The sequence below is a fragment of the Bradyrhizobium sp. SZCCHNR1051 genome, assembly GCF_032489615.1.
Classification (GTDB): domain Bacteria; phylum Pseudomonadota; class Alphaproteobacteria; order Rhizobiales; family Xanthobacteraceae; genus Bradyrhizobium.
The window spans coordinates 195,128-217,039 of the sequence record NZ_JAUEYJ010000004.1 but is presented as its reverse complement, the minus strand read 5'-3'; the positions used below and the strand labels follow the sequence as shown (position 1 = coordinate 217,039).

Genomic DNA, 21,912 nt, shown 5'->3' with positions numbered 1-21,912 from the left:
GGCCATCTCAAAGAGGAAACGACAATGCGTGTCTACTACGATCGCGACGCCGATCTGAACCTGATCAAGGGCAAGAAGGTCGTCATCGTCGGCTACGGCAGCCAGGGCCACGCCCACGCGCTCAACCTGAAGGATTCCGGCGTCAAGGACGTCGCGATCGCGCTGCGCAAGGGCTCGGCTTCGGCCAAGAAGGCCGAGGGCGCCGGCTTCAAGGTGATGGAAGTCGCCGAGGCCGCCAAATGGGCCGACCTGGTGATGATGCTGACCCCGGACGAGCTGCAGGGCGACATCTATCGCGAGCACCTGCACGACAACATGAAGCAGGGCGCCGCGCTCGTGTTCGCCCACGGCCTCAACGTGCATTTCAACCTGCTCGACCCGCGCCCCGATCTCGACGTGCTGATGATCGCCCCGAAGGGCCCCGGCCACACCGTCCGCTCCGAATACCAGCGCGGCGGCGGCGTGCCGTGCCTGATCGCGATCGCCAAGGATTCCTCGGGCAACGCCCATGACCTCGGCCTGTCCTACGCCTCGGCGATCGGCGGCGGCCGCGCCGGCATCATCGAGACCACCTTCAAGGAAGAGTGCGAGACCGACCTGTTCGGCGAGCAGGCGGTGCTGTGCGGCGGCCTGGTCGAGCTGATCAAGGCCGGCTACGAGACCCTGACCGAGGCCGGCTACGCGCCGGAGATGGCCTATTTCGAGTGCCTCCACGAGGTGAAGCTGATCGTCGACCTGATCTATGAAGGCGGCATCGCCAACATGAACTACTCGATCTCCAACACCGCCGAATATGGCGAATACGTCACCGGCCCGCGCATCGTCACGGCCGAGACCAAGGCGGAGATGAAGAAGGTGCTCGGCGATATCCAGTCCGGCCGCTTCGCACGCGACTGGATGCTGGAGAACAAGGTCAACCAGACCTCGTTCAAGGCGACCCGCGCCAAGCTCGCCCAGCATCCGATCGAGGAGGTCGGCGCCCGGCTGCGCGACATGATGCCCTGGATCAAGAAGGGCGCGCTGGTCGACAAGTCGAAGAACTGAGTTCGCGCAGGACTTGCTGAGAATTGAGAACGGCGGGCCGAGGCCCGCCGTTTTTGTTTGGTCGGTGAGTCCTTAGGCTGTTTCAGGACGTCGCGCGGCGTGAGGCCAGCGGCGCGAGCAGGCGGACGATCTCGCTGACAGCGACCAGGCCGACGAGCCAGGCGGCGCTGGTCAGGCCGAGGCGGGCGACGATCGGGAGCGTGAAGCTCGCGGCACCGCCGAGCGCGGGCGTGGCGGCCAGCAGCACCAGCTCATACGCCGTGTAGGCGCCCAGCAGGGCGGCGGCAAAGGCGAGCGGAGCCGGGCTTGCGCGCAGAGCCTGCAGCACGCCCCGGGCCGTGGCAGTGGCGCTGAGCACGGCGGCGCCGATCATCGCGCCCCAGGCCAGCGTGTTGGCATCGACCGGATAGTGCAGGGCGCCGAAGCCGATGCCCTGGTTGACCAGCCAGGCGCCGAGCATCACCGGCAGCGCCGTGCGCAGCGGAAGCATGGCGGCCGCAATCACGGCGAAGGCCGCAAACGGCGTCGCGCAGGCGAACACGAAGCTCGCCAGCGCACAAGCGGTCGTCAGCAGCGCGAAACAAAACGCGGCTGCATGCCGCGGCGGGACGGGCGCGAGGCGAGCCTCGGAACCAGAGGGGGCGAGGACGTCGAGAGTCATGGAACATCTCCTGTTGTTGCAATTGTAGTCCAGTTTTGAGGCGGCTGTCAGCCGCTTCGGGAGGTCTGCGTCACTGCACGCCGAAGCTCGCGAGCCGGATGCCGCCGAACACGCCGAAGCCGGGCGCCAGGAAGCCGGTCGGGTTCTGGGTGTGACGGTTGAACAGGTTATCGATCCGGCCAAACACCTTGACCTGGTCGGACAGCGCGTAGTCGCCGCGCAGGTTCACGAGCGCATAGCCAGGTGCGACGAGGCCGGTGGTCATGCCGTCGCGGCTGACATCGAGCCAGTCGCCGACCCGCAGCAAGGTGGCCGACAGGCTCAGCGCATCGATCGGCAGCCAGGTGGCGGTGGCGCTCCATTTCTCCTTCGGCCGGCGCAGCAACTGCTGGCCGGTAACCGCGTCGACGGCGCGGGTGAAGGTGTAGTCCGCGCGCAGCGATATCCGATCGGTGAGCCGCGCCGTCACGAAGCTCTCGGTGCCTTCGGTGGTGGCGAGGCCGACATTGGCGTAGGAGGTGAAGGTCGCGTTGAAATTGATCAGGTTGGTGATGCTGTTGTGGAAGTAGGTCGTGCCGAAGCGGACGCGATCGTCGAACAGCGGCTGTTCGAAGCCGGCATCGTAGCCGGTGCTCTGCTCCGGCCGGAGGTTGGGATTGGCGAAGAAGTTGAACGCCGGAAAATCCTGGTGCAACTGGCTCAAGGTCGGTGCCTTGAAGCCGGTGCCGTAGCTCGCCTTCAGCTTGGTCTCGGTGACCGGCAGGATCGCCGCCGGCGCGATCCGGTAGGTGCCATGGCCGCCGAACTGGTCGTTGACGTCGTTGCGCAGGCTCGTCACGACGAACCAGCGCTTCGCGAACTCGGTCTGCAGCTCGACGAAGCCGGCCTTGTTGCCGTTCTCGGCCGAAAGGTCGGTGGTCTTCAGCCGTTCGGTCTGCTGCTCCAGGCCGACGATCAGGTTGTTGCGCGGGGCGAGCTCGGTCACCGCGTGCCAGTCATATTTGATGCGCTCGCCGGTCGCGACCGCGGCAACGGGATTGCCGGCCGTCAGATCGGACGACCAGTTGTTCACATAGTTGACGCCGAAGTAGTTCCTGATGCGGCCGCCGAGCAGCGACCATACGGCTTCCTCGCGCGTCGCCAGTTGATGGACGGTGTGGTTGCTCTGGGCGGCGTCGGGAAAGCTGGGAAAGCCGCTGTCGCCGGTGAACAGCAGGGTGGCGTCGGTGTAGCGGACCACCGAATTGAGCGTCCAGGCCTCGTTGAGATCGACGCCGAGCTTGGACGAGGCGGTGACGTTGTCGTAGGCGTTGCCGATGGCCTTCTGCCCCGCAGGCAGCAATTGCCACGGGGTCACCGGAACGTCACCGGCGTGCAGATGCGCGACGTTGACTGCGTAGTTGACATTGTCCTGAGAGCCGCTCAGCCCCGCGCTCTGGTTGAAGGTCTTGAACGAGCCGCTCTCGACCGAGGCGGTCGCCCGCGCCGGTCCGTCGCCCTTGCGCGTGATCACCGAGATGACGCCGCCGATGGCATCGGAGCCGTACAGTCCGCTCTGCGGCCCGCGCAGCACCTCGAGCTGCTGGATGTCGGCGGCGAGCAGATGTGCGAAATCGAACGCGCCGTTGCCGTTGGTGACGTCGCCTGCGTCGATGCCGTCGATGATGAGCTTGGTGTGGTTGGCATTGGTGCCGCGCATGAAGACGTTGGTCTGGCCGCCCGGGCCGCCGGCCTGCACGATGTTCAATCCGGGGACCGTGCTCAGGATGTCCGGCACGGTGCGGGCCTGCTGCGCGGCGATATCCTTGTCGGTCACCACGGTGATCGCATTCGCGACGTTGGCGACCGGCGTCACAACGCCGGTCGGGCTGACGGCGACGGGGGCGCTGGCCGGCGCTGCCGGCTTTGCAGCCGGCGTCTGCCGTCGCGCGGCGTTGCGGGTTGGAGAACCGCCGGACACCGCCGGCCCTGCGGCAGCCGGCTTGCGCGGCGCGTCAACCTCGACCGGCGGCAAAAGGTTGGGGGAGGCGGATTGCTGCGCGGCTGCCGGGAAAGCACCGAGCAGCGCAAACGACGCGAGGACGCAGAACGACGACAGAACGGCGCGATGCCGCCTGGCATGGGGAACGGGAGACACGAGTGACCTCGGCATGACGTCAGTGGCACGTCACCGCGAACGAGGTCTCACGCAGACCTTTGCAGACCTGCCTGAAAACGATGCCAATAACGCCCCGACCGGCATCCTCGCGTGTGACCACGGCTGACGGCAGGTCTCCTGGCTCGCGGGTCATCACCTCCACGTCGCCTTCCCGGGACCGAGATTTCCCAGTGGCCTATGACGCGAGATTCGCCGCTTACAGTTGCGGGGGCAGCTGCGGCCTTCGATCACGTCTCTTGCGAGACGCATGCGGCACCGCATTCCCTTTTGAGCCCCGGTCGAGGGGCACCGTCACGATCACCGTAGGAGTGCGGGCGCACCAAAGTCAATCCGGCGCCCGGTGATCTCCTGGCGATAACGCTGGCCGGTCGGCTTGATGATGCCCGGCCGCCTGCGACAACCATAGCTGTCGTCCCCGCGTTCGCAGGGACCCATAGCCGCCGGCGGTCGTGTGGCGAAGGACGACGATCCAGACATTTTCCGCCAATTCACATCACGCTGTATGGGTCCCTGCGTTCGCAGGGACGACAGCGGAGTATGAGGAGGCTCGCGAGTCGTTGCTGATGAGGATTGCGTCTTGTGAGCACCCGCTCACTTCTCGACCTTGTTGTGTACCATCCAGAACCGCAGCGTGCGCTGGGCGGTGTCGAGCGACAGCCGGGCATAGTCGCGCTCGGCGAGCTTCAGGGTGTCGCTGTCGATGGCGTGCTTGATCGGCCGATGGGTCAGGATCTTCGCCACCACCGACCAGGCCAGCCTGGCGGTACGGCAGGGGATCAGCACGATGTCGGTGCGCGGGCCTTCGAGCACCTTGGCCATCATCTCGGTCGGCACGTTGTTGAGCAGGCCGAGTGCGGCGGAAACCTCGCCGAACCGGCGGGTCTCGGCGAAGAAGGCGATGGCGGCATCGTTGAGCTCGTTCAGCCCCTTCATGCGCTTGACGGCCTCTTCGGCCAGCGTGAAGTCGCGCCCGACCAGGCCGCCGTCGCTGCGCGCGACGTCCGCGATGGCCTTGAGGATCTTCTTGATCTCCTGTTGCAACGCCGGCGGCGCCGAGGACATCAGCTTGGCGCGCACGGCTTCGGTGGCGCGGCGCAAGAGGTCGCGCAGGTGCTTGGTGGGCAGGTCGACGCGCAGCCCGATGATCTCGGACAGCTCGTCGTCATCCGCGGCATGCGCCATCATCCCGGAATAGCCGGTATCGGAGAAGCGCGCGGTCTGGTTGTTGGCGAGCTTGCGGATGACCCGGCGCTCGCCGCGGTCGACGATGATGTCGGTCACCGCCTCGGTCAGATGCGGACGGCTGGAGATCGCCATCAGGTGATCCTGGCCCTTGGTCGCCGCGACCTCGACCAGCGTATGCTCGGTCAGCCGGCTCGAGTGCATCAGCACGCTCTCGGCCACCGAGATTTCGTCGTCACGGGCGAGCTGCTGGATCAATTCGACGGGCGCGTAGTCGACCGGCGCGAGATGCTTGGAGAGCTCGGCCCGCGCGCGGGTCTCTACTCGTGAGACCAGCATGCACAGCACATTGTCGAACACCTTGATCTGGTCCTCGGTGAGGCGTTCGCCGTCATGCAGGAACAGATTGGTGACCTGGCGCAGCGTGTTGACGCGCTTCGCCGAGGAGCCGCTGCGGACGGCCTCTTCGAGCTCGGTGATGATGGAGTGTTCTGAAGGCGGGAGCTGTTCTGGCTGTGACACGATCGCGCTCGTTTGTCCGGATGGCCGGAGCGACAGCGACGCGCTTGTGATCCCGCTGCAAGGCTCTCGGCCGGAGCAGTTTTCGGCACGGGCGATAACAACGCGTTAGGGTCGGAGGACGTAGTACCCCGGAGAAACACGGATACGGAAAATTAAGGCGATACGCGTAGAGGGGACGACGAGCTGGAGCGCGGTTTTCCGGAGATTCGCCGGACAGGCGATGGAATGAGGCCCGAACACCTCCCCGCGGACGCGGCGACGACAGGCCAGCGAAACGGAAAGGTTAATGATCTCATAAGGTCACGGACCTTCCTTCATCCAGTTTGCTCGCTGCCCTCGATCTCACGTCAGCTGTCATCCTCCCAAGCATTGAAACTTAAACCCCATTCTTGCCGCGGCCATTTTGCTGATGCGCCGTGCGCTGCGTGCGGTCTCCCGGTGTTCCAGGGCGGGCTCGGAAGAGGGATGATCTCGCGCGAAAAATCAGCGCCAGCATCGCGCTGCATCCCGTGCGATAATCGCCGCGCAAATCGTTGAGGTCGCCATGAAATCCGTCGTCATCACCGGCGCGTCCACCGGCATCGGCTTCGCCTGTTCGAAGCTCCTGCTCGCGCGTGGCTTCCAGGTGTTCGGCAGCGTTCGCAAGCAGGCTGATGCAGACCGTCTGCGCAGCGAGCTCGGCGCCAACTTCACGCCGCTGCTGTTCGATGTGACCGACGAAGCGGCGGTGAAGGCGGCCGCCGGCGAGGTGCGAGCGGCGCTCAAGGGCGAGACGCTCGCCGGTCTGGTCAACAATGCCGGCATCGCCGTCGCGGGGCCGGTGACGGAGCTGCCGATCGAGCAGTTTCGCCATCAGATGGAAGTGAACGTCATCGGTCCGGTCATTGCGACCCAGGCGTTCGCGCCGCTGCTCGGCGCCGATCCGGCCATGAAGGGAGAGCGCGGCCGGATCGTGATGATCAGCTCGGTCGCGGGCCGCAACGGCAACCCGCTGATGGCGCCGTATTCGACCTCGAAGCATGCGGTCGAGGGGCTATCCGAGAGCCTGCGCCGCGAGCTGATGCTGTTCGGCATCGACGTCATCGTCATCGCGCCGGGGGCGGTGAAGACGCCGATCTGGGCCAAGGCCGAGGAGGTCGACCTGTCGCCGTATCAGGCCTCGCCGTTCTTCCCGGCGCTGCAGAAGATTCGTGGCTTCATGCTGCATCTCGGCAAGACCGGGCTGCCGGCCGAGACCATCGCCGCGCGGGTGGCCGACGCCTTGACCCTGCCGGCGCCCAGGGTGCGCTACGAGATCGCGCCCGATGCTATCAGGCAATGGATCGTGCGGGTGCTTCCGAAGCGGACCGTCGATCGCATCATTGCCAAGCGGCTCGGCCTGACGCCGGTGACCAGGGCCTGATGCGGGCGATGACGACCATCGGCAAGACCCAGGCGGAGCTGACCCGCCTGGTCGAGGAGGAGATTCGCGCGCAGCCGGGGTGCGAGACGGCACGCGTGCCGGCCGTTCATGCGCTCGACGTGCGCAGTGGCCGCAACTGGGAGATCCCGCACGTCGTTCTCGGCGACAGCCTGATCAGCGACGTCGACCGCGCCGTGATGAGCGTGCAGCGCCGACTCGGGCGCGAGTTTCACCTGATCGATGATCCCGTCACGGAGCCAGCGTCGGAAGCCGCCGCGACGCCGCAGATCGACACCGACGACTCCTGACATTCCCTGCGCTGACGTGAGCGCTGCGGGCTCAGGTCAGCAGGCCCTGCCGCAGCGCCAGCCGTACCAGCTCGATGTCGCTGGCGACGCCGAGCTTGTCCTTGATCAGCGAGTGCAGGTTGGCAACCGTCTTCGGGCTGAGATGCAGCGCTGACGCGATCTCGTCGGTGGTCCGTTCGGCCAGCAGCATCTGCATCACCTCGAACTCGCGCGCGGACAGGACGTCGGCGGCCGCCCGCTCGCCGGACAGCCGGCTGAGCGCGAGCTCGTGATCGATGTCGGGGCTGATCGCGATGCGGCCGGCGAGCACGTCCATGACGGCGCGCACGAGCGTCTCCGGAGGGCTGCTCTTGGTGACATAGCCGCGGGCGCCGGCGCGGATCGCCTGCACCGCGAAGCCCGCATTCTCATGCATCGTGAAGACGAGGATGCGCGCGCTACGATCCCATTGCCGGATGCGGCGGATGCCCTCGATGCCGCCGACGCCCGGCATGGTCAGGTCCATGATAACGAGATCGGGCCTGACCTCCTTGAACAGCCGGTAGGCTTCGGCGCCATCGGCGGCCTCGGCGACCACGCGCAGCCCCGGCTGCTTCTGCAGCATCGACCTGTAGCCCTCGCGGACCACGGCATGGTCATCAACCAGCAGGATGGTGCCGGCGGGCGCCGTCATGCCGCGCAAGCCGTTTCCGGCTGGGTCGGCGAGAGATCGGGCAGGGCCGGCAGCGGAATCTCGACGCGGAGTCGCGCGCCACCGCCGGAGGTGGCCGCGAAGCTCATCTGGCCTCCCATGGAGGCGACGCGCTCGCGCATGCCGAGCAGGCCCATGCCCGGCTTGTCGGGAGCTTCACCTGCGGGACCGTCGTCTTCGACGGTGAGCACGGTCGCGCTCGCCGGCCCGTCCTGAAGCGTCAGCTGCAGCCGCACGCGCGTCGCTCCGGCGTGCTTGACGGTATTGGTGAGCGCCTCCTGGGCGATGCGGTAGAGGTTGGTGGCGATGATGCCGGGCAGTCGGTCGATGCCGCCCGACAGGCTGATCTCGAAAACGGTGCGGCCGTGCTGCCGCCTGTTCCATCCGGCGACGAGGCCTTCGAGGCTGGCGGCGAGGCCGAGCTCGTCGACATCAGGTGGGCGCAGCCGCATCAGCGCGCCGCGCAACTGGTCCATCATGTCGCTCGCGGTGCGCGCGATGCCGTCGCAATCGCCCACCAGAGCGGGGCAATCCTGCGCCGCGCTGTGACGGATCGACGCCGCGAGCGCCCGGATCGCCGCCAGCGACTGGCCGAATTCATCATGCAGCTCGCGCGCGAGGTTGCGGCGCTCGTCGTCCTCCAGGGCGATCAGGCGCCGGGTCAATTCGCTGCGCTGGGCCAGCGCTGTCTCCAGCCCCTCGGCGAGCTGGTTGAAGGCATCGCGGATCGCCGACAGCTCGGCAAGGTCGAACGGCGGCAGCCGTGCCGACAGATCATGGGCCGCGATCCGCTCCAGCCCGGCGCGGATCAGCCGGGTCGGGCGCAGCGCGCGGGCCAGCGCGGCGTAGGCCAGAATGCACAGCAGCGCCAGCGCCGTCCCGAGCACGGGCAGCAGCCGGCTGAGCTCGCGCCAGGCCTCCGCGGTCATGACGCCGGCATCGGCCCATACGACGGCATCGCCCGTCGTTTCGCCGCGAAAGCTGACCGGCCGTGCCGCTTCCCGGCCCGGATCGAACAGCCGCCGATACAGCATCGCGAAGGCGCGGGGCGGATCGTCCGTCTGCGCCTCGGCGCCGCCGCAGATGCGCTGCACGATCGCGCCGTCGACGCCGCGATAGGCGATGCACAGGCCCGGTCGCATCGCGGCGGCGGCGACCGCATCGAGGTCGGGAAAGCCGGCCGGTGGGCTGTTGACCCAATGCATCTTGCTTTGCTGCAATTGCAGCGTCCTGGCCGTGATCTCGGCGATCCGCTCATTGCGCGCATGCACCGAGCGGTCGGTGTCGAACAGCACATAGGCGCAGATCGCCCCAAAGCAGAGCGCCGAGACCACCGAGATGCGCAGGGTCAGACGGTATTTGAGGTCGTAGCGGGTCCACATCTTCGGCGCGTCCATGGTAGCCCTGCCCGCCGGCATTTAACGGCAGAACCGCCCGGACCAAAAGCGCTGCGGCCTGGTCGCCGTCACCGTCGTGAAATTTTCCCGTGCCGCGCCGGGACCGTGGCCGCTGCGACGATGGCACGGCGGCGTCTAGCTTTGGATCGCCAGACATCGCTGCAGGGGGATCCCATGTCGAACCGTCGCGTCGTCCGTTGTCTCGTTCTCGCGCTTGCTTTCGCGGCCGGTCCGGTCCGCGCCGCCTCCGGCGATGTCCCGGCTGTGCTGGTCGACGATTTCAGCTATCTCGACACGTCCGGCGAGCCGGTCGATCAGACCGCAGCGCATCAGCGGCGGCTGGATGCATTCATCGCCGCGCTCCGCAGCGACGTCGCCGCCGACGCGCGGCTGCGGCCGGTCAGCCCGTCCTGCGCGCCGTCCTGTCCCACCGATGCGTCCCCGGAGGCCCGGCTGCAGATGGCGGCCGCGGCCGGCGCAACCGTCGTGATCACCGGCGGAGTCCAGAAGCTCTCCACGCTGGTGCAGTGGGCGCGCGCCGCGGCCATCGACGTCGCCTCCCATCGGGTCGTCTTCGACAAGGTCTTCACCTTCCGCGGCGACAGCGACGAGGCCTGGCAGCGCGCTGCGATCTTCGTTTCGCGCCAGGTCCGTGACGCACTGGCGCCGCCGGAGCCGATCCGGCTGGCGCTGCTGCCGTTCGAGCTCGACGACACCAGCGCAGGCGCGGCGCTCGGCGAGACCGAATCCGACCAGAAGGGGCTGCAGGAGGCGACCGACGCGGTGCGGCAGCTGCTGGCGCAGTCCGGGCGCTATCGCCTGGTGGACGCGGCCGGCGAGATCAAGCCGGGGCAGCCGGTGCGTGAGTGCGACGATTGCGAGGCCCGGGCGGCCCGCGCCGTCGGCGCCCAGCAATCGCTGCTCGGCATCATCAGGCGGATCGGCCGCACCGAATACATCATCGGCTTTCGTGTCCGCCAGGCCGACAGTGGCGCGCTCGTCGCCGCCGGTGACAGCGGATTGCGCCTCGGCGCCAATTATTCCTGGAGTCGCGGCGCGGTGCGTCTGGTGCGCGAGCGGCTGCTCGAGACCGGCACCCAGAATTGAAAAAGGGCGAGGATCGGTACGCGAGGACGGCAGTGATGCCACCTCTCGTCGTGGCGCGAGACGACACGCCGCCCTCCGTGTAAATCCGGGCTGTTGTGATTTGTGACGATTTCATTACGGTCGGATGACAGGATAGGCTTCCTTGATCTGTCGGCATGCGCCGGCGAAGGGCGCCTGCATTCGACCGCCTGATGTCACTGACCCCGAACGACCAACCGATCACCACGCTCGCCGCGGCGAGCGCAACACGCTCCGCGGCCGTCCGGCTGTCCGCCGTCGCCGCGCCGCATGTCGCGGCGCTGGCTCTGATGCTGCACACCGAGACCGATTTCGGCTCGCGGCTCGGCTTCGTGCTGGCCTGGGGCATCCTGAACTGCTTCTGGCTGGTGCTGCTGCGGCGGCCTGCGGTGTCCGGCGCGTTGGCGTTGACCATGGTCGTGGTGCTGGTGCTGCTGTCGCAGCTCAAGCACGCCGTGGTCCAGATGACGGCGAACTTCGTCGACGTGATGCTGATCGATCACGACAGCGCGGCGTTCCTGTTCACGATCTTCCCGAACCTGAAGCTGTCGGTGCTGGTGGCTGCCGCCGTCGTGCTGCCGCTGATGGGGCTGCTGTGGTGGGCGGATCCGTTCCGGATCGCGCGGCTGCCGGCGCTGGCCGGCAAGCTTGCCTGCCTTGCTGCGCTCACGCTGTATTCGCTCAACTGGCGCGACGAGACCTGGCGCGGCTATTATGACGACGGCTATCTGTCGAAATTCGCCCGCTCCGGCGTCACGGCGGTGTCGGACTTCCTCGCCAACGGCTTCATGGAGTCGGACGCCACGGCTGATCGAAGTCTGGCTGCGTTCGTCCCGGATTCCTGTCATCCGGCCGGACGGCGCCCGAACATCGTGCTGATCCACGACGAATCCAGCTTCGACATCCGCTCGGCGCCGGGCATCAAGGTGCCGGATGGCTATGGCAGCCATTTCAAGTCGTTCGACGGCAAGGCGCGGCAGTTCATGGCCGAGAGCAATGGCGGACCGAGCTGGTTCACCGAGTATAACGTGCTCGCCGGCCTGTCGTCGCGCTCGTTCGGCCGCTTCGCCTATTTCGTGACCCGGATCGCGTCCGGCCGGGTCGAGCGCGGTCTGCCGCTGGCGCTGCGCAATTGCGGCTACGACACGGTGTCGCTCTATCCCGCGCAGGGTGCCTTCATGAGCGCGCGCAGCTTCCAGACCACGGTCGGCGTCGATCGTTTTCTCGACGCGCGCGATCTCGGCGCCAAGGGCGTCGAGCCCGACGGCTTCTTCTACGATGCCGCGCTCGATCTAATGCAGCACCGGCCGCGCGGAAAGCCGCTGTTCATGTTCGTCTATCTCGCCGCCAACCATTTCCCGTGGGAGACGACGTTCCGGCCCGACCTGACGCCGTCCTGGCGAGCGCCCGGCAATCTGCCTTCGATCGATGAGTATCTGCGCCGCCAGGCGATGAGCGCGACGGACTATCAGCGCTTCCTCGCCAGCCTGAAGAAGCGCTTCGGCGACCAGCCGTTCCTGATCGTGCGCTACGGCGATCACCAGCCGGAGTTCTCGCCGCACATTCTCGATCCCAAGCTCGACGAGGCCGGCATCGGCGAGAAGCTCGAGAGCTATGATCCGCGCTATTATCAGACCTATTACGCCGTCGATGCCGTCAATTTCGAGCCGCGCCAGAGCGCCGTCGTGATGGATCGGATCGACGCCGCCTATCTGCCGCTGGTCACCTTGGAGGCGGCCGGCATTCCGCTCGATCCGTCCTTTGCCGAGCAGAAGGACATCATGCTCCGCTGCAAGGGCGTGTTCTACGCCTGCGGCGACGGCGCCGAGGCACGCCGCTTCAACCGCATGCTGATCGACGCCGAGCTGATCCGGGGGCTGTGACCGGCCGACGCCAAGGTCGGCCGGGCAACGTGTTTGCAACGCCCGCTGCTACTCCGCCGCCGTGTCGGTGACGATGCCGCCGATGTTCTGCCAGTGGGCGCCGTCGAACTGGATCATCTGCAACTGCTTGTTGACGCGATAGTCCGTCGGCGAGGTCGTGATGCTGATGCCGGGCAGCAGCATGCCGAGCTCGACACGGTTGAGGTTAGTGGCCTGCTTCAGCACGTTCTCTCGCGTCAGCTCGTCGCCGCACTGCTTCAGCACCTGGACCAGGAGCTCAGCGGTGATGTAGCCATAGACGTTGAAGTTCGAGCCCTTGTCGCCGTCGGGATAGTACTTCTCCATGAAGGCGAGATAGCGCTGTACGCCGGGGTCGTTCTTGAAGCCTTCTTCGAGCGGATCCTTGACGTAGCCGACGCTGATCAGACCCTTGGCATTCTCGAGCCCGGCGGGCTTCAGGGTGGCGCCCAGCGAATTGGCATTGATGTCGACGATGTGGACCGGCTTCCAGCCGAGCTCGGCGACCTTCTTGATGGCCTGCGCCGCCTGCTTCGGCGTCGAGGCACTGAACAGCAGATCGGCGCCGGCGTCCTTCAGCTTCAGGATGTGAGAATCGATCGTCGGCTCGGTGATCTCGTACGACGATTCGGCGACGATCATCTTGGCGGCCTTGTCGCCCAGCCCGGCCTTCAGGCCGGCGAGATAGTCGCGGCCGAGATCGTCGTTCTGGTAGAGCACGCCGATCTTGGCGTCGGGATAGGTCTTGAGGATGTATTGGCCGTAGATGCGGCCTTCGACGACGTAGCTCGGATTGAATCCCATCGTCCAAGGAAAATGCTTGGGATCGGTGAAGCGCGAGGCGCCGGTGGCCGCGAACAGCTGCGGCACCTTCTTCGTGTTGAGATATTTCTGCACGGCGACGTTCGGCGCGGTGCCGATGATCTGGAACGTCAAGAGCACCTCGTCGCTCTCGACCAGCTTGCGCACCTGCTCGACCGTCTTCGGCGGCGAGTAGGCGTCGTCATACTGGATCAGGTTGATCTTGCGGCCGTTCACGCCGCCCTGGTCGTTGATCATCTTCATATAGGCGGCCTGCGCCTTGCCGATGGTGGCATAGGCCGACGCCGGGCCGCTCAGCGGCACGGTCTGCCCGACCTTGATCTCGCTGTCGCTGGCGCCGGTATCGTACTTCTTCTCGGCGGCCAACGCCGGCGCGGTTGCCGCGAGCGACAGCAGAGCAAGCGCGGCCAGCGCGGTGGTCCCAATCCTCATCACATCCACTCCCTGAATATCTTTTGTGAAACTCACTCGGCCTTGATGGCGGCGTCGCGGATGACTGCGCTCCACTTCTTGGTTTCGTCGGCGATGAACTGGCCGAATGCTGCAGCGTCGCGCGGCTGCGGATCGAGCCCCTGGGCGAGCAGCTTCTGCTTCACCTCGGGGGCTGCGAGATCGGCGAGAATCTCGCTCGACAGCCGGTCGACGATGGGCTGCGGCGTCGCGCCCGGCGCCATGAAGCCGTACCAGCCCGACGCGACCACGTTCGGCAGGCCCTGCTCGCGCAGGGGCGGCGCCTGCGGATAGATCGCGCTGGGCTCGGTGGCGGCGACGCCGAGCACGCGGAATTGGCCGGCCTGGATGTAGGGCAGCGCGGTGCTGATCGCGGTCAGCGTTGCATCGACGCGGCCGGCGAGCAGCTCGGTGTAGGCCATCGAGTCGCCGCGGAAGGGAATGTTGAGGCCGGTCACCTTGGCGTCGCGGAACAGCAGCTCGGCCGCGAGATGCGGCTGCGAGCCGGCACCCGGCGAGGCGAAGGTCAGGCCCTCGGGCTTGGACCTGCCGTAGGCGATGAGCTCGGCCAGCGTCTTGAACGGCGCGTTGGCGCTGATCATCAGGAAGATCGGCGCAACGACCGTGCCGGCCACGGGGCGCAAGTCCTTCACCGGATCGTAGGTCAGCTTGCCGAACAGCGCTTCGGCGGTGACGTAGGGCGCGGCGGCGTAGAGCAGGGTGTAGCCGTCGGGTGCGGCGCGGGCGACGAGGTCGTTGGCGATGCGGCTGCCAGCGCCGGGCTTGTTCTCGATGATGAACTGCTGGCCGAGGTGATGTTCGAACTCCGTCGCCAGAAGGCGCAGCGAGATGTCGCTGGCGCCGCCGGCGCCATAGGGACAGATCAGCCGCACCATGCGGGTCGGCCAATCGCCCTCGGCTCGTGCACGATGGCCGTAGCCCAGCGCCAGCGTGGCCCCTGCACCGAGCAGGCCGCGGCGCGTCATCGTCGGTTGTCTCATCGCGCGTCTCCCTGTCTGCTGCATCCCTTGTCCGGGCTGCTCCGGCGCGTTCTTCGCCGCGCCTTGTCGTCTTTGCTCGCGCCGCGTCAGATCACCTTCCTGCGGGCGAGATCGTCCATCTCCTGGTCTGATAGTCCGAGCCAGCCCTGGTAGATCTCGCGGTTGTCCTGGCCGACGTCGCCGGCGGCATGGCGCAGCGTGGCGGGATCGTTGCCAAAGCGCGGCACGACGTTCGACATCGCCACCGAGCCGAAATCGCGGTCGGGCACGCGCGTGATCATCTCGCGCGCGATCGCCTGCGGATCAGTCGCGATCTGGTCGATCGCGTAGATCGGCGCGATCGTTCCCTTGGCCGCGGTGAAGCGGGCGACGACATCATCCAGGTCATGCGCGGCGCACCAGGCGGCGAAGATCGCGTTGAGTTCGGCCGCATGCTTCACCCGCGACGCGTTGTCGGCGAAGCGCGGATCCTCGATCAGGTCGGGACGATCGATCGCGCGACAATTGGCGGCGTAGAGCGCGTTGGTCGAGCCGGCGAGCGTCACCCAGCGATCGTCGCGGGTGCGATAGACCGCGGCCGGCGCCGAGTAGCCGTTGGCATTGCCGATCCGGCTGCGGCTGAAGCCGAGCTGGTCGTGCTCGACCGGCAGCACGTCGAGCAGCCGGAACACGGCCTCCGTCAGCGCCAGGTCGATCTCCTCGCCCGGCGCCTCGGGGTCAACAGCCCGCTTCCACAACGCTGCCAGCACGCCGAGTGCGCCGAACGCGCCGCCGATGGCATCGCCGATCGGATAGCCCGGATGGGTCGGCTCGCCCTCGGCCTCGCCGGTGATGTAGGTGAGCCCGCCCATCGCCTCGAAGATGCGGGCAAAGCCCGGACGGTCGCGGTACGGCCCGTCCTGGCCGAACGCGGTGGCGCGCAGGATGACGAGGCGCGGCTGGATCGACCACAGCACCTCTTTCGTCAGGCCCCAGCGGTCGAGCGTGCCGGGGCGGAAGTTCTCCATCAGGACGTCGAAGCGCGGCAGCAGCCGCTTGAACAGCGCGAGCCCCTCCGGCGTGCGCAGGTCGAGCGTCGCGAGGCTCTTGTTGCGGTTGGCGGTCTTCCACCACAGCGGCTTGCCGTCCTTGAACGGCGGAAAGGTGCGGACAGCGTCGCCATGGCCCGGCATCTCGATCTTCAGAACCTCGGCGCCGTAGTCGGCGAGCAGCGTCGCCGCGAACGGTGCAGCGATGATCGTCGCGATGTCCAGAACGCGCAAACCCTGGAGTGGCCCGGCCATGTCGTGATGCACCTGTCTCAGCCGGCTTCGGCCGCAAGCGCCGGCTCCGGCGCGCGCCTGATGATCTCGGGCTCGGCTTCGTTGATGAGCGCCCGGATGCTGGCGGCGAGCGCCGTGATGCGCGGACCGATCTCGGCCTCGAGCTGACCCGGCTGCAGCCGGAAAGCGGGAATGCCGCAATTGATCGCGAAGGCGCGGCCGGAGCTATTCGCGTAATGCAGCGGCGCAGCGACGGCGTGAATCGCAGGCATGTATTCGCCGACACAGGTGCAGAAGCCGCGCTCGGCACATTGCGTGATGCCGTCGAAATAGAGCGTGCGGAAGCTGGCCCATTGCTTGGCATCGTCGGCGGCGAGCTGCGCGTCGAAGCGCGCGGCTTCGGCTGGAGGCAGGATCGCGGCCGCCGCGCGTCCCATCGCGGTCGCGACCACGGTGATCGGCATGCCGATGTCGGGAACGTGCGGCCCGACATCGCCGGAGCGCGCCGTCTCGACATACACCACGGCGTTGCCGTCGAGCAGGCCGATCGAGACGGTGCCGCGCACGCTGGCGGCAAAATCCTGCATCAACGGCCGTGCGAGCTGCCGGAACGGCATGTCGGCGAGCAGCGGATGCGCCATCCGCAGCGCGCGGACACCAAGGCGATATTTCGCGAGGTCCTGGTCGAAGGAGAGATAGCCGAGCTCGGTGAGCGTGTGGGTCAGCCGGGCGACCGTAGGCCGCGGAATGCCGGTGCGCACCGATATGTCCATGTTTCCGAGCACGGGAGATTCCGTCCCGAACGCCTCCAGCACGATGAGGCCCTTGGCCAGCGTGGTGGCAAAGGCGGCGTCGCCGGCGCTGTCGGCCAGCATCGTTTCGAGGGCGCGATTGCGGACGGCGAGGGCGGATCGTGGAGGTGCGGGCATGCGGCGGAGAATGATCCAGGAATTTTGGAGAGTCCATATATTTGTAGATGTGATGACTATGCGTCCACTATGTGGACAAATGTCGGACGTGCGGTGGCCACGCGGGATGCTCGCCCGATCGTGGCTTGTGACGCGGGTGGAGGCCCGCTACCGGTGCCGCCTCAACGTCCGGGAGGCCAATCGATGTCGACATCAGTCAAGCAGATGCTGGAAGCCGCCAACGCAGCGGTTCCGAAGATCACGCCGGCCGAGGCGCAGGCCATGATCGCCAAGGGCAACACCCTCGTCGTCGACGTGCGCGATGCGCCGGAGGTCGAGAAGAGCGGCAAGATTGCCGGCGCCGTGCACGTTTCGCGCGGCATGCTCGAATTCCGCGCCGATCCGGACTCGCCCTATCACGACAAGAATTTCGCCAAGGACAAGAGCGTGATCCTGTATTGCGCCTCGGGCGGCCGCTCGGCGCTGTCGGGCAAGACGCTGAAGGATCTCGGCTACGACAAGGTGTTCAACGTCGGCGCGTTCAAGGACTGGGCCGAGAATGGCGGCGCGGTGGAGAAGCCGATCGAGCCGGGGATGTGAGCGTGCCCAACTGATTGGGGCGGCGGTCGTCGCGCCAACCACCGCCGTTATTGCGAGCGAAGCGAAGCAATCCAGGGCTCCGCAAGGACTCTGGATTGCTTCGGCGCTACGCGCCTCGCAATGACGTGCTGCGAAGGCAGGGCTTACTTCGCGATCTTGCTCCACAGCCAGCGCGCCACCGCCTGCGGCGAGGACTGTGCGTCACTACCGGAAGCGCGCAGATTGGCCTGCTGCATGGTCGCGATGTCGATGCGGCCGAGCAGCGGCCGTAACGCATCCTGCAATGCGCGGTCCTCGGCGCGCTTCGGCGACAGCAGCAGGATCGCGTCGTAAGGCGGGATCGCCTGCTTGGGATCGTCGAGCACGACGAGGTCGTATTTCGCGATCAGCCCGTCGCTGGTGTAGCCGGCGATGACGTCGACCTCGCCGGAGGCGACCGCGGCATACATGAAGTCCGGCTGCATCTGGCGCTGGGCGCGGAAGGCGAGACCATAGGCGTCGCGCAGGGCCGCCCATTCCGGGCGCGAGAAGAACTCGTAGTCGCCGGCGATCGACATCTCGGAGGCATGGCGCGCGAGGTCGGCGGTCGAGCGGATGCCGAGGGCTTCCGCCTTCTTGCGCGGCATCACCAGCGCATAGGCGTTCTCGAAGCCGAGCTCGCCGAGCAGGGTGACCTTGTCCTTGGCGAGATCCTGCTTCAACGCATCGAGCAGTGCGACGCGCGGCAGCTGCTCCGTGTGGTGGAACTGGTTCGCCCACAGCGTGCCGGAATACTCGACATAGAGATCGATGTCGCCGCTCTTGAGCGCACCATAGATGACGCTGGAGCCGAGGCCGGCGCGGGATGTGGCCGTGAGGCCTGCCGCCTGCAGCCGCTCGCTGAGCAGCGCCGACAGCACATATTGTTCGGTGAAGGTCTTGGCGCCGATCACGTAGCGCGCGGACGTGCCGGCGAGCGAGGGCAGCAGGCTGGCACCGACCATCAGCGCGATCGTCGCGGTGCCGAGGCCCACGCGGGCGCGGCTGCGCATGCGCAAGCCATGCTCGATCAGCGCTAGCAACTGATCGACCGCAAGCGCCAGCACCGCGGCGGCGACGCAGCCGAACACGACCAGCACCCAGTTCTGGGTCTGCAATCCGGCAAAGATGTAGTTGCCGAGCGAGGTCTGGCCGATCGGCGTCGACAAGGTCGCGGTGCCGATCACCCACACCGCCGCGGTGCGGATGCCGGCCATGATGACCGGCAGCGCCAGCGGCAGCTCCACCATCGTCAGCGCCTGGCGCTCGGTCATGCCGACGCCCTTGGCGGCCTCAATCAGGCTGGCGTCGACGCCGTTCAGCCCGGTGATGGTGTTGCGCAACACGGGCAACATCGAATACAGCGCCAGCGCCAGCATGGCCGGCAGGAAGCCGAAGGCCGAGAACGACAGGCCGAACCAGCGCAAGCTCAGTGCCGCCAGCGCCAGCAGCAGCGGATAGAACAGCGCCAGCAGCGCCAGTCCCGGCACCGTCTGCACCACGCTGGCGACGCCGAGCAGCAGATTGCGCAGGGCAGGGCGATTGCGCGCGACGAGCGCGAGCGGGAAGCTGATGGCGAGACCGAGCGCTAGCGCCGCGATGCTGACGCGCAGATGGCTGCCGAGATAGTCGGCGAGATGCGACAGCGCCTCGGCGAAGCGTGGATCCGACAGGACGCTCATGCCGCCCCGCTGTCGGGCAGCAGCGCCACCAGCCGCGCCGCCTGCCGCCGCGGCGTCGTCATCAGCTCCGTCACGTAGGGGTCGCGGCTGGCCGCGAGCTCGGCCGGCGTGCCGATCTCGACCAGGCGTCCGCCGCGCATCACCGCGATGCGGTCGGCGAGCAGCAGCGCCTCGGTGATGTCATGCGTGATCATGATCGTGGTCAGCGCGAGCTTGTCGTGCAGCGCGCGATAGTCGCCGCCGAGCGCATCGCGCGTCAGCGGATCGAGCGCGCCGAACGGCTCGTCCATCAGCACGATGCGCGGCCGCGCCGCGAGCGCGCGGGCGACGCCGACACGCTGGCGCTGGCCGCCGGAGAGCTCGTGCGGCAGCCGGTCGCGATGCGCCTTGCGGTCGAGCTGGACGAGGTCGAGCAGCTCGTCGACGCGCGTGGCGATCTCGGCCGGCGGGGTCCCCAGCAGCCTGGGGGTGATGCCGATATTGGCGGCAACCGTCATGTGCGGAAACAGCGCCCCGTTCTGGAACACATTGCCAACCCGGCGACGCAGGCTGACAGGATCGAGGCCGGCGATATCCTCGCCGGCAATCCGGATCGTGCCGCCGTCCAGCTCGATCAGGCGGTTGGTCAGCCGCAGCAGCGTGGTCTTGCCCGAGCCGGAGCCGCCCACGATTGCCAGGAACTCACCCTCGGCGATCTCCAGCGATACGCCGTCGACCGCGGTCACAGCGCCTGCCGCGCCGGGGAAACTCTTGCGGACATTGGCGTAGACGATGAACGGCGTGCGCTGCATGCGGCCTTGTGGAACGGTTGGCCTTGGGCTCAGGCAGAACACCTAGCACGTCCGGCCGCCGCGTTGAACTTCGCCCCGCAAGCGGCTAAGCCGTCCCGGCCATTCTCGGGGGAGGAACTTGGACGTGACGATGCCCACGGCCGCCGCGGTCGCGCTGGAGCGAACGACGGTGGCATTCCGTCTCGCCGGCGGACGCACCTACACCGCCGTCGAGACGGCGGATCTCAGCGTCGCCGACGGCGAGTTCGTCGCCATCGTCGGGCCGACCGGCTGCGGCAAATCCACCCTTCTCAACGTGGCGGCGGGCCTGCTGAAGCCGGCGGCCGGCAGCGTGCGGATCTTCGGCCAGCCGCTGGCCGGCCTCAATCGCGACGCCGGCTACCTGTTCCAGGCCGATGCGCTGTTCCCATGGAAGACCGCGCTGGAGAACGTCGCGATCGGGCTCGAGGTCGCGGGCACGCCGTCGAAGGATGCGGCCGCCAAGGCGCAGCAATGGCTGACCTCGGTCGGCCTCGGCGCATTCGGCAACCGCTATCCGCACATGCTGTCGGGCGGCCAGCGCAAGCGCGTCGGCCTTGCCCAGGTGCTGATCCGCAATCCGCGCATCATCCTGATGGACGAGCCGTTCGGGCCGCTGGACGCGCAGACGCGGCAGATCATGGGCAATTTGCTGCTCGATCTCTGGAATGCCGACCGCAAGGCGGTGCTGTTCGTGACCCACGATCTCGAGGAGGCGATCGCGCTCGCCGACCGCGTCGTCATCATGTCGGCGGGACCGGCCTCGCGCATCATTGGCGACTGGCGCGTCACGCTGCCGCGCCCGCGCGACATCTTCGAGGTGCGCATGAAGCACGAGTTCCACGAGCTGCATCGCGAGATCTGGCAGACGCTGAAGGCCGAGGTCGAGAAGACCTACAAGCAGGCGGAGGCAGTGTGACGGGGCGTTTGCAGGGCTTGAGTTGTCGCGCGCTTCCTTCTCGGCCACGGCGGTGCGCTCCCTCCCCCCTTGCGGGGGAGGGTTGGGGTGGGGGGTACCCAGCAAAGATTGGTGCTCGTGGCACCCCCACCCCCAACCCCTCCCCGCAAGGGGGAGGGGAGCAGAGCGGCGTGAGAGGCTTCACCTTCGTACCCACCACACCGCATGGAGCAGCGTGATGTCGCGTCTCGGTCTGCTCGCGCTGCAATTGCTCGTCGCGATCATCGCGATTGCGCTGTGGCAACTGCTCGCCACCGTGCCCGTGTTTGGACGCATCTGGCTTCCGCCATTCTTCTTCTCCAACCCGGTCGACGTGTTCGCGCAGGTCGTCAAATGGTTCGCCACCGGCGCGATCTGGAAGCACCTCGCGATCACCTTGTGGGAGTCGATCCTGGCGTTCGCGATCGGCTCGCTCGGCGGCGTGCTGGTCGGCTTCTGGTTCGCGCGCAAGCCGCTGGTGGCCGCGGTGTTCGACCCCTACGTCAAGATGGCCAACGCGCTGCCGCGTGTCGTGTTGGCGCCGATCTTCACGCTGTGGCTCGGCCTCGGCATCTGGTCCAAGGTCGCGCTCGGCGTGACCCTGGTGTTCTTCATCGTGTTCTTCAACGTCTACCAAGGCGTCAAGGAGGTCTCGACCGTCGTGCGCGACAATGCCCGCATGCTCGGCATGAGCGAGCGGCAGCTGATGCGCCATGTCTACTGGCCGTCGGCGCTGTCGTGGATGTTCTCCTCGCTGCACACGTCGGTGGGCTTCGCCGTCGTCGGCGCTGTCGTCGGCGAATATCTCGGCTCGGCCGCCGGCCTCGGCTACCTGATCCAGCAGGCCGAAGGCATCTTCGACGTCGCCGGCGTGTTTGCCGGCATGTTCGTGCTGTCGGCGTTCGTCATCCTGATCGACATCTGCGTCACGCTGGTGGAGCGGCGGCTGCTGGTGTGGCGCCCGGATGCGGCGGATGGGCGATGACGGCCGTGCTGCCGCGCCACCCACCATTGTCGTCCCGGCGAACGCGG

General features: G+C 67.2%; 19 protein-coding genes and 1 riboswitch. Of the genes, 8 read left to right on the top strand and 11 right to left on the bottom strand.

The genetic code is table 11. The annotated features are described in order from the left end of the window. Nucleotides 1-24 precede the first annotated feature (24 nt). Nucleotides 25-1,044, top strand: coding sequence for a ketol-acid reductoisomerase (gene ilvC, locus QW868_RS06385; protein ID WP_315736892.1), 1,020 nt, complete (start codon nucleotides 25-27; stop codon nucleotides 1,042-1,044). An 82-nt stretch (nucleotides 1,045-1,126) separates the two neighbouring features. On the opposite strand, the gene QW868_RS06380 is transcribed toward ilvC, so the two are convergent. The 3 genes from QW868_RS06380 to QW868_RS06370 all read right to left on the bottom strand — a co-directional run bounded on the left by QW868_RS06380 (nucleotide 1,127) and on the right by QW868_RS06370 (nucleotide 5,567). Beyond that, on the bottom strand, nucleotides 1,127-1,705 hold the full coding sequence (locus QW868_RS06380) for a hypothetical protein (RefSeq protein WP_316230155.1): 579 nt from the start codon (nucleotides 1,703-1,705) through the stop codon (nucleotides 1,127-1,129). 70 nt (nucleotides 1,706-1,775) lie between these two features. Further along, nucleotides 1,776-3,857 carry a TonB-dependent receptor plug domain-containing protein gene (locus QW868_RS06375; protein ID WP_410051283.1) on the bottom strand — a complete coding sequence of 694 codons (2,082 nt, stop codon included), beginning with the start codon at nucleotides 3,855-3,857 and terminating at the stop codon, nucleotides 1,776-1,778. A gap of 95 nt (nucleotides 3,858-3,952) precedes the next feature. Further along, nucleotides 3,953-4,171, bottom strand: a riboswitch (cobalamin riboswitch). A 283-nt stretch (nucleotides 4,172-4,454) separates the two neighbouring features. Then, nucleotides 4,455-5,567, bottom strand: coding sequence for a DUF2336 domain-containing protein (locus tag QW868_RS06370; protein WP_316230153.1), 1,113 nt, complete (start codon nucleotides 5,565-5,567; stop codon nucleotides 4,455-4,457). Nucleotides 5,568-6,111: 544 nt separating this feature from the next. Between QW868_RS06370 and QW868_RS06365 the strand changes: the two genes are divergently transcribed. Together QW868_RS06365 and QW868_RS06360 are read left to right on the top strand one after the other, a co-directional pair. Further along, nucleotides 6,112-6,969, top strand: a complete 858-nt coding sequence (locus tag QW868_RS06365) for an SDR family oxidoreductase (RefSeq protein ID WP_316230152.1) — start codon at nucleotides 6,112-6,114, stop codon at nucleotides 6,967-6,969. Further along, nucleotides 6,969-7,277 carry a hypothetical protein gene (locus QW868_RS06360; protein ID WP_316161418.1) on the top strand — a complete coding sequence of 103 codons (309 nt, stop codon included), beginning with the start codon at nucleotides 6,969-6,971 and terminating at the stop codon, nucleotides 7,275-7,277. The genes QW868_RS06365 and QW868_RS06360 overlap by 1 nt, the downstream gene beginning before the upstream one ends. Nucleotides 7,278-7,308: 31 nt before the next feature. Here QW868_RS06360 and QW868_RS06355 read toward each other — a convergent pair whose 3' ends face one another. Next, nucleotides 7,309-7,950 carry a response regulator transcription factor gene (locus QW868_RS06355; RefSeq protein ID WP_315736899.1) on the bottom strand — a complete coding sequence of 214 codons (642 nt, stop codon included), beginning with the start codon at nucleotides 7,948-7,950 and terminating at the stop codon, nucleotides 7,309-7,311. Continuing rightward, the gene (locus tag QW868_RS06350; RefSeq protein WP_316230207.1) at nucleotides 7,947-9,350 is read right to left on the bottom strand and encodes a sensor histidine kinase; all 1,404 of its coding nucleotides are present in this window, start codon (nucleotides 9,348-9,350) and stop codon (nucleotides 7,947-7,949) included. Before QW868_RS06350 ends, QW868_RS06355 begins: the two co-directional genes overlap by 4 nt. A gap of 189 nt (nucleotides 9,351-9,539) precedes the next feature. On the opposite strand from QW868_RS06350, the gene QW868_RS06345 reads away from it, so the two are divergent. Then, nucleotides 9,540-10,472 carry a DUF2380 domain-containing protein gene (locus QW868_RS06345; protein ID WP_315796366.1) on the top strand — a complete coding sequence of 311 codons (933 nt, stop codon included), beginning with the start codon at nucleotides 9,540-9,542 and terminating at the stop codon, nucleotides 10,470-10,472. Between the two features lie 191 nt (nucleotides 10,473-10,663). Then, nucleotides 10,664-12,373, top strand: a complete 1,710-nt coding sequence (locus QW868_RS06340) for a sulfatase-like hydrolase/transferase (protein ID WP_315796368.1) — start codon at nucleotides 10,664-10,666, stop codon at nucleotides 12,371-12,373. 48 nt (nucleotides 12,374-12,421) lie between these two features. On the opposite strand, the gene QW868_RS06335 is transcribed toward QW868_RS06340, so the two are convergent. From QW868_RS06335 to QW868_RS06320, 4 genes are all read right to left on the bottom strand, one after another. After that, nucleotides 12,422-13,645, bottom strand: a complete 1,224-nt coding sequence (locus tag QW868_RS06335) for an ABC transporter substrate-binding protein (RefSeq protein WP_315771675.1) — start codon at nucleotides 13,643-13,645, stop codon at nucleotides 12,422-12,424. Nucleotides 13,646-13,677: 32 nt separating this feature from the next. Further along, entirely contained in the window at nucleotides 13,678-14,664 is a 987-nt protein-coding gene (locus QW868_RS06330; RefSeq protein WP_316230151.1) for a tripartite tricarboxylate transporter substrate binding protein, read from the bottom strand. Between the two features lie 86 nt (nucleotides 14,665-14,750). Then, the gene (locus QW868_RS06325) at nucleotides 14,751-15,947 is read right to left on the bottom strand and encodes a CoA transferase (protein WP_316230150.1); all 1,197 of its coding nucleotides are present in this window, start codon (nucleotides 15,945-15,947) and stop codon (nucleotides 14,751-14,753) included. Between the two features lie 17 nt (nucleotides 15,948-15,964). Further along, nucleotides 15,965-16,801: an IclR family transcriptional regulator gene (locus QW868_RS06320; protein WP_316230149.1), complete on the bottom strand. Its 837-nt coding sequence runs from the start codon at nucleotides 16,799-16,801 to the stop codon at nucleotides 15,965-15,967. Between the two features lie 237 nt (nucleotides 16,802-17,038). Between QW868_RS06320 and QW868_RS06315 the strand changes: the two genes are divergently transcribed. Next, the gene (locus tag QW868_RS06315) at nucleotides 17,039-17,434 is read left to right on the top strand and encodes a rhodanese-like domain-containing protein (RefSeq protein WP_315756347.1); all 396 of its coding nucleotides are present in this window, start codon (nucleotides 17,039-17,041) and stop codon (nucleotides 17,432-17,434) included. Between the two features lie 143 nt (nucleotides 17,435-17,577). Here QW868_RS06315 and QW868_RS06310 read toward each other — a convergent pair whose 3' ends face one another. Together QW868_RS06310 and QW868_RS06305 are read right to left on the bottom strand one after the other, a co-directional pair. Beyond that, on the bottom strand, nucleotides 17,578-19,134 hold the full coding sequence (locus QW868_RS06310) for an ABC transporter permease/substrate-binding protein (protein WP_316230148.1): 1,557 nt from the start codon (nucleotides 19,132-19,134) through the stop codon (nucleotides 17,578-17,580). Next, nucleotides 19,131-19,925: an ABC transporter ATP-binding protein gene (locus QW868_RS06305; RefSeq protein ID WP_316230147.1), complete on the bottom strand. Its 795-nt coding sequence runs from the start codon at nucleotides 19,923-19,925 to the stop codon at nucleotides 19,131-19,133. The genes QW868_RS06310 and QW868_RS06305 overlap by 4 nt, the downstream gene beginning before the upstream one ends. 130 nt (nucleotides 19,926-20,055) lie before the next feature. Between QW868_RS06305 and QW868_RS06300 the strand changes: the two genes are divergently transcribed. Both QW868_RS06300 and QW868_RS06295 read left to right on the top strand, forming a co-directional pair. Beyond that, the gene (locus tag QW868_RS06300) at nucleotides 20,056-20,862 is read left to right on the top strand and encodes an ABC transporter ATP-binding protein (protein WP_315756383.1); all 807 of its coding nucleotides are present in this window, start codon (nucleotides 20,056-20,058) and stop codon (nucleotides 20,860-20,862) included. A gap of 217 nt (nucleotides 20,863-21,079) precedes the next feature. Continuing rightward, nucleotides 21,080-21,865: an ABC transporter permease gene (locus tag QW868_RS06295; RefSeq protein ID WP_315756344.1), complete on the top strand. Its 786-nt coding sequence runs from the start codon at nucleotides 21,080-21,082 to the stop codon at nucleotides 21,863-21,865. Nucleotides 21,866-21,912: the final 47 nt, after the last annotated feature.

Bases quoted from the DNA above. Each gene is read 5' to 3' on its own strand.
- ilvC (WP_315736892.1), top strand. From the start codon at position 25: ATGCGTGTCTACTACGATCGCGACGCCGATCTGAACCTGATCAAGGGC.
- QW868_RS06380 (WP_316230155.1), bottom strand. From the start codon at position 1,705: ATGACTCTCGACGTCCTCGCCCCCTCTGGTTCCGAGGCTCGCCTCGCG.
- QW868_RS06375 (WP_410051283.1), bottom strand. From the start codon at position 3,857: ATGCCGAGGTCACTCGTGTCTCCCGTTCCCCATGCCAGGCGGCATCGC.
- QW868_RS06365 (WP_316230152.1), top strand. From the start codon at position 6,112: ATGAAATCCGTCGTCATCACCGGCGCGTCCACCGGCATCGGCTTCGCC.
- QW868_RS06360 (WP_316161418.1), top strand. From the start codon at position 6,969: ATGCGGGCGATGACGACCATCGGCAAGACCCAGGCGGAGCTGACCCGC.
- QW868_RS06355 (WP_315736899.1), bottom strand. From the start codon at position 7,950: ATGACGGCGCCCGCCGGCACCATCCTGCTGGTTGATGACCATGCCGTG.
- QW868_RS06350 (WP_316230207.1), bottom strand. From the start codon at position 9,350: ATGTGGACCCGCTACGACCTCAAATACCGTCTGACCCTGCGCATCTCG.
- QW868_RS06345 (WP_315796366.1), top strand. From the start codon at position 9,540: ATGTCGAACCGTCGCGTCGTCCGTTGTCTCGTTCTCGCGCTTGCTTTC.
- QW868_RS06340 (WP_315796368.1), top strand. From the start codon at position 10,664: ATGTCACTGACCCCGAACGACCAACCGATCACCACGCTCGCCGCGGCG.
- QW868_RS06335 (WP_315771675.1), bottom strand. From the start codon at position 13,645: ATGAGGATTGGGACCACCGCGCTGGCCGCGCTTGCTCTGCTGTCGCTC.
- QW868_RS06330 (WP_316230151.1), bottom strand. From the start codon at position 14,664: ATGAGACAACCGACGATGACGCGCCGCGGCCTGCTCGGTGCAGGGGCC.
- QW868_RS06325 (WP_316230150.1), bottom strand. From the start codon at position 15,947: ATGGCCGGGCCACTCCAGGGTTTGCGCGTTCTGGACATCGCGACGATC.
- QW868_RS06320 (WP_316230149.1), bottom strand. From the start codon at position 16,801: ATGCTGGCCGACAGCGCCGGCGACGCCGCCTTTGCCACCACGCTGGCC.
- QW868_RS06315 (WP_315756347.1), top strand. From the start codon at position 17,039: ATGTCGACATCAGTCAAGCAGATGCTGGAAGCCGCCAACGCAGCGGTT.
- QW868_RS06310 (WP_316230148.1), bottom strand. From the start codon at position 19,134: ATGAGCGTCCTGTCGGATCCACGCTTCGCCGAGGCGCTGTCGCATCTC.
- QW868_RS06305 (WP_316230147.1), bottom strand. From the start codon at position 19,925: ATGCAGCGCACGCCGTTCATCGTCTACGCCAATGTCCGCAAGAGTTTC.
- QW868_RS06300 (WP_315756383.1), top strand. From the start codon at position 20,056: ATGCCCACGGCCGCCGCGGTCGCGCTGGAGCGAACGACGGTGGCATTC.
- QW868_RS06295 (WP_315756344.1), top strand. From the start codon at position 21,080: ATGTCGCGTCTCGGTCTGCTCGCGCTGCAATTGCTCGTCGCGATCATC.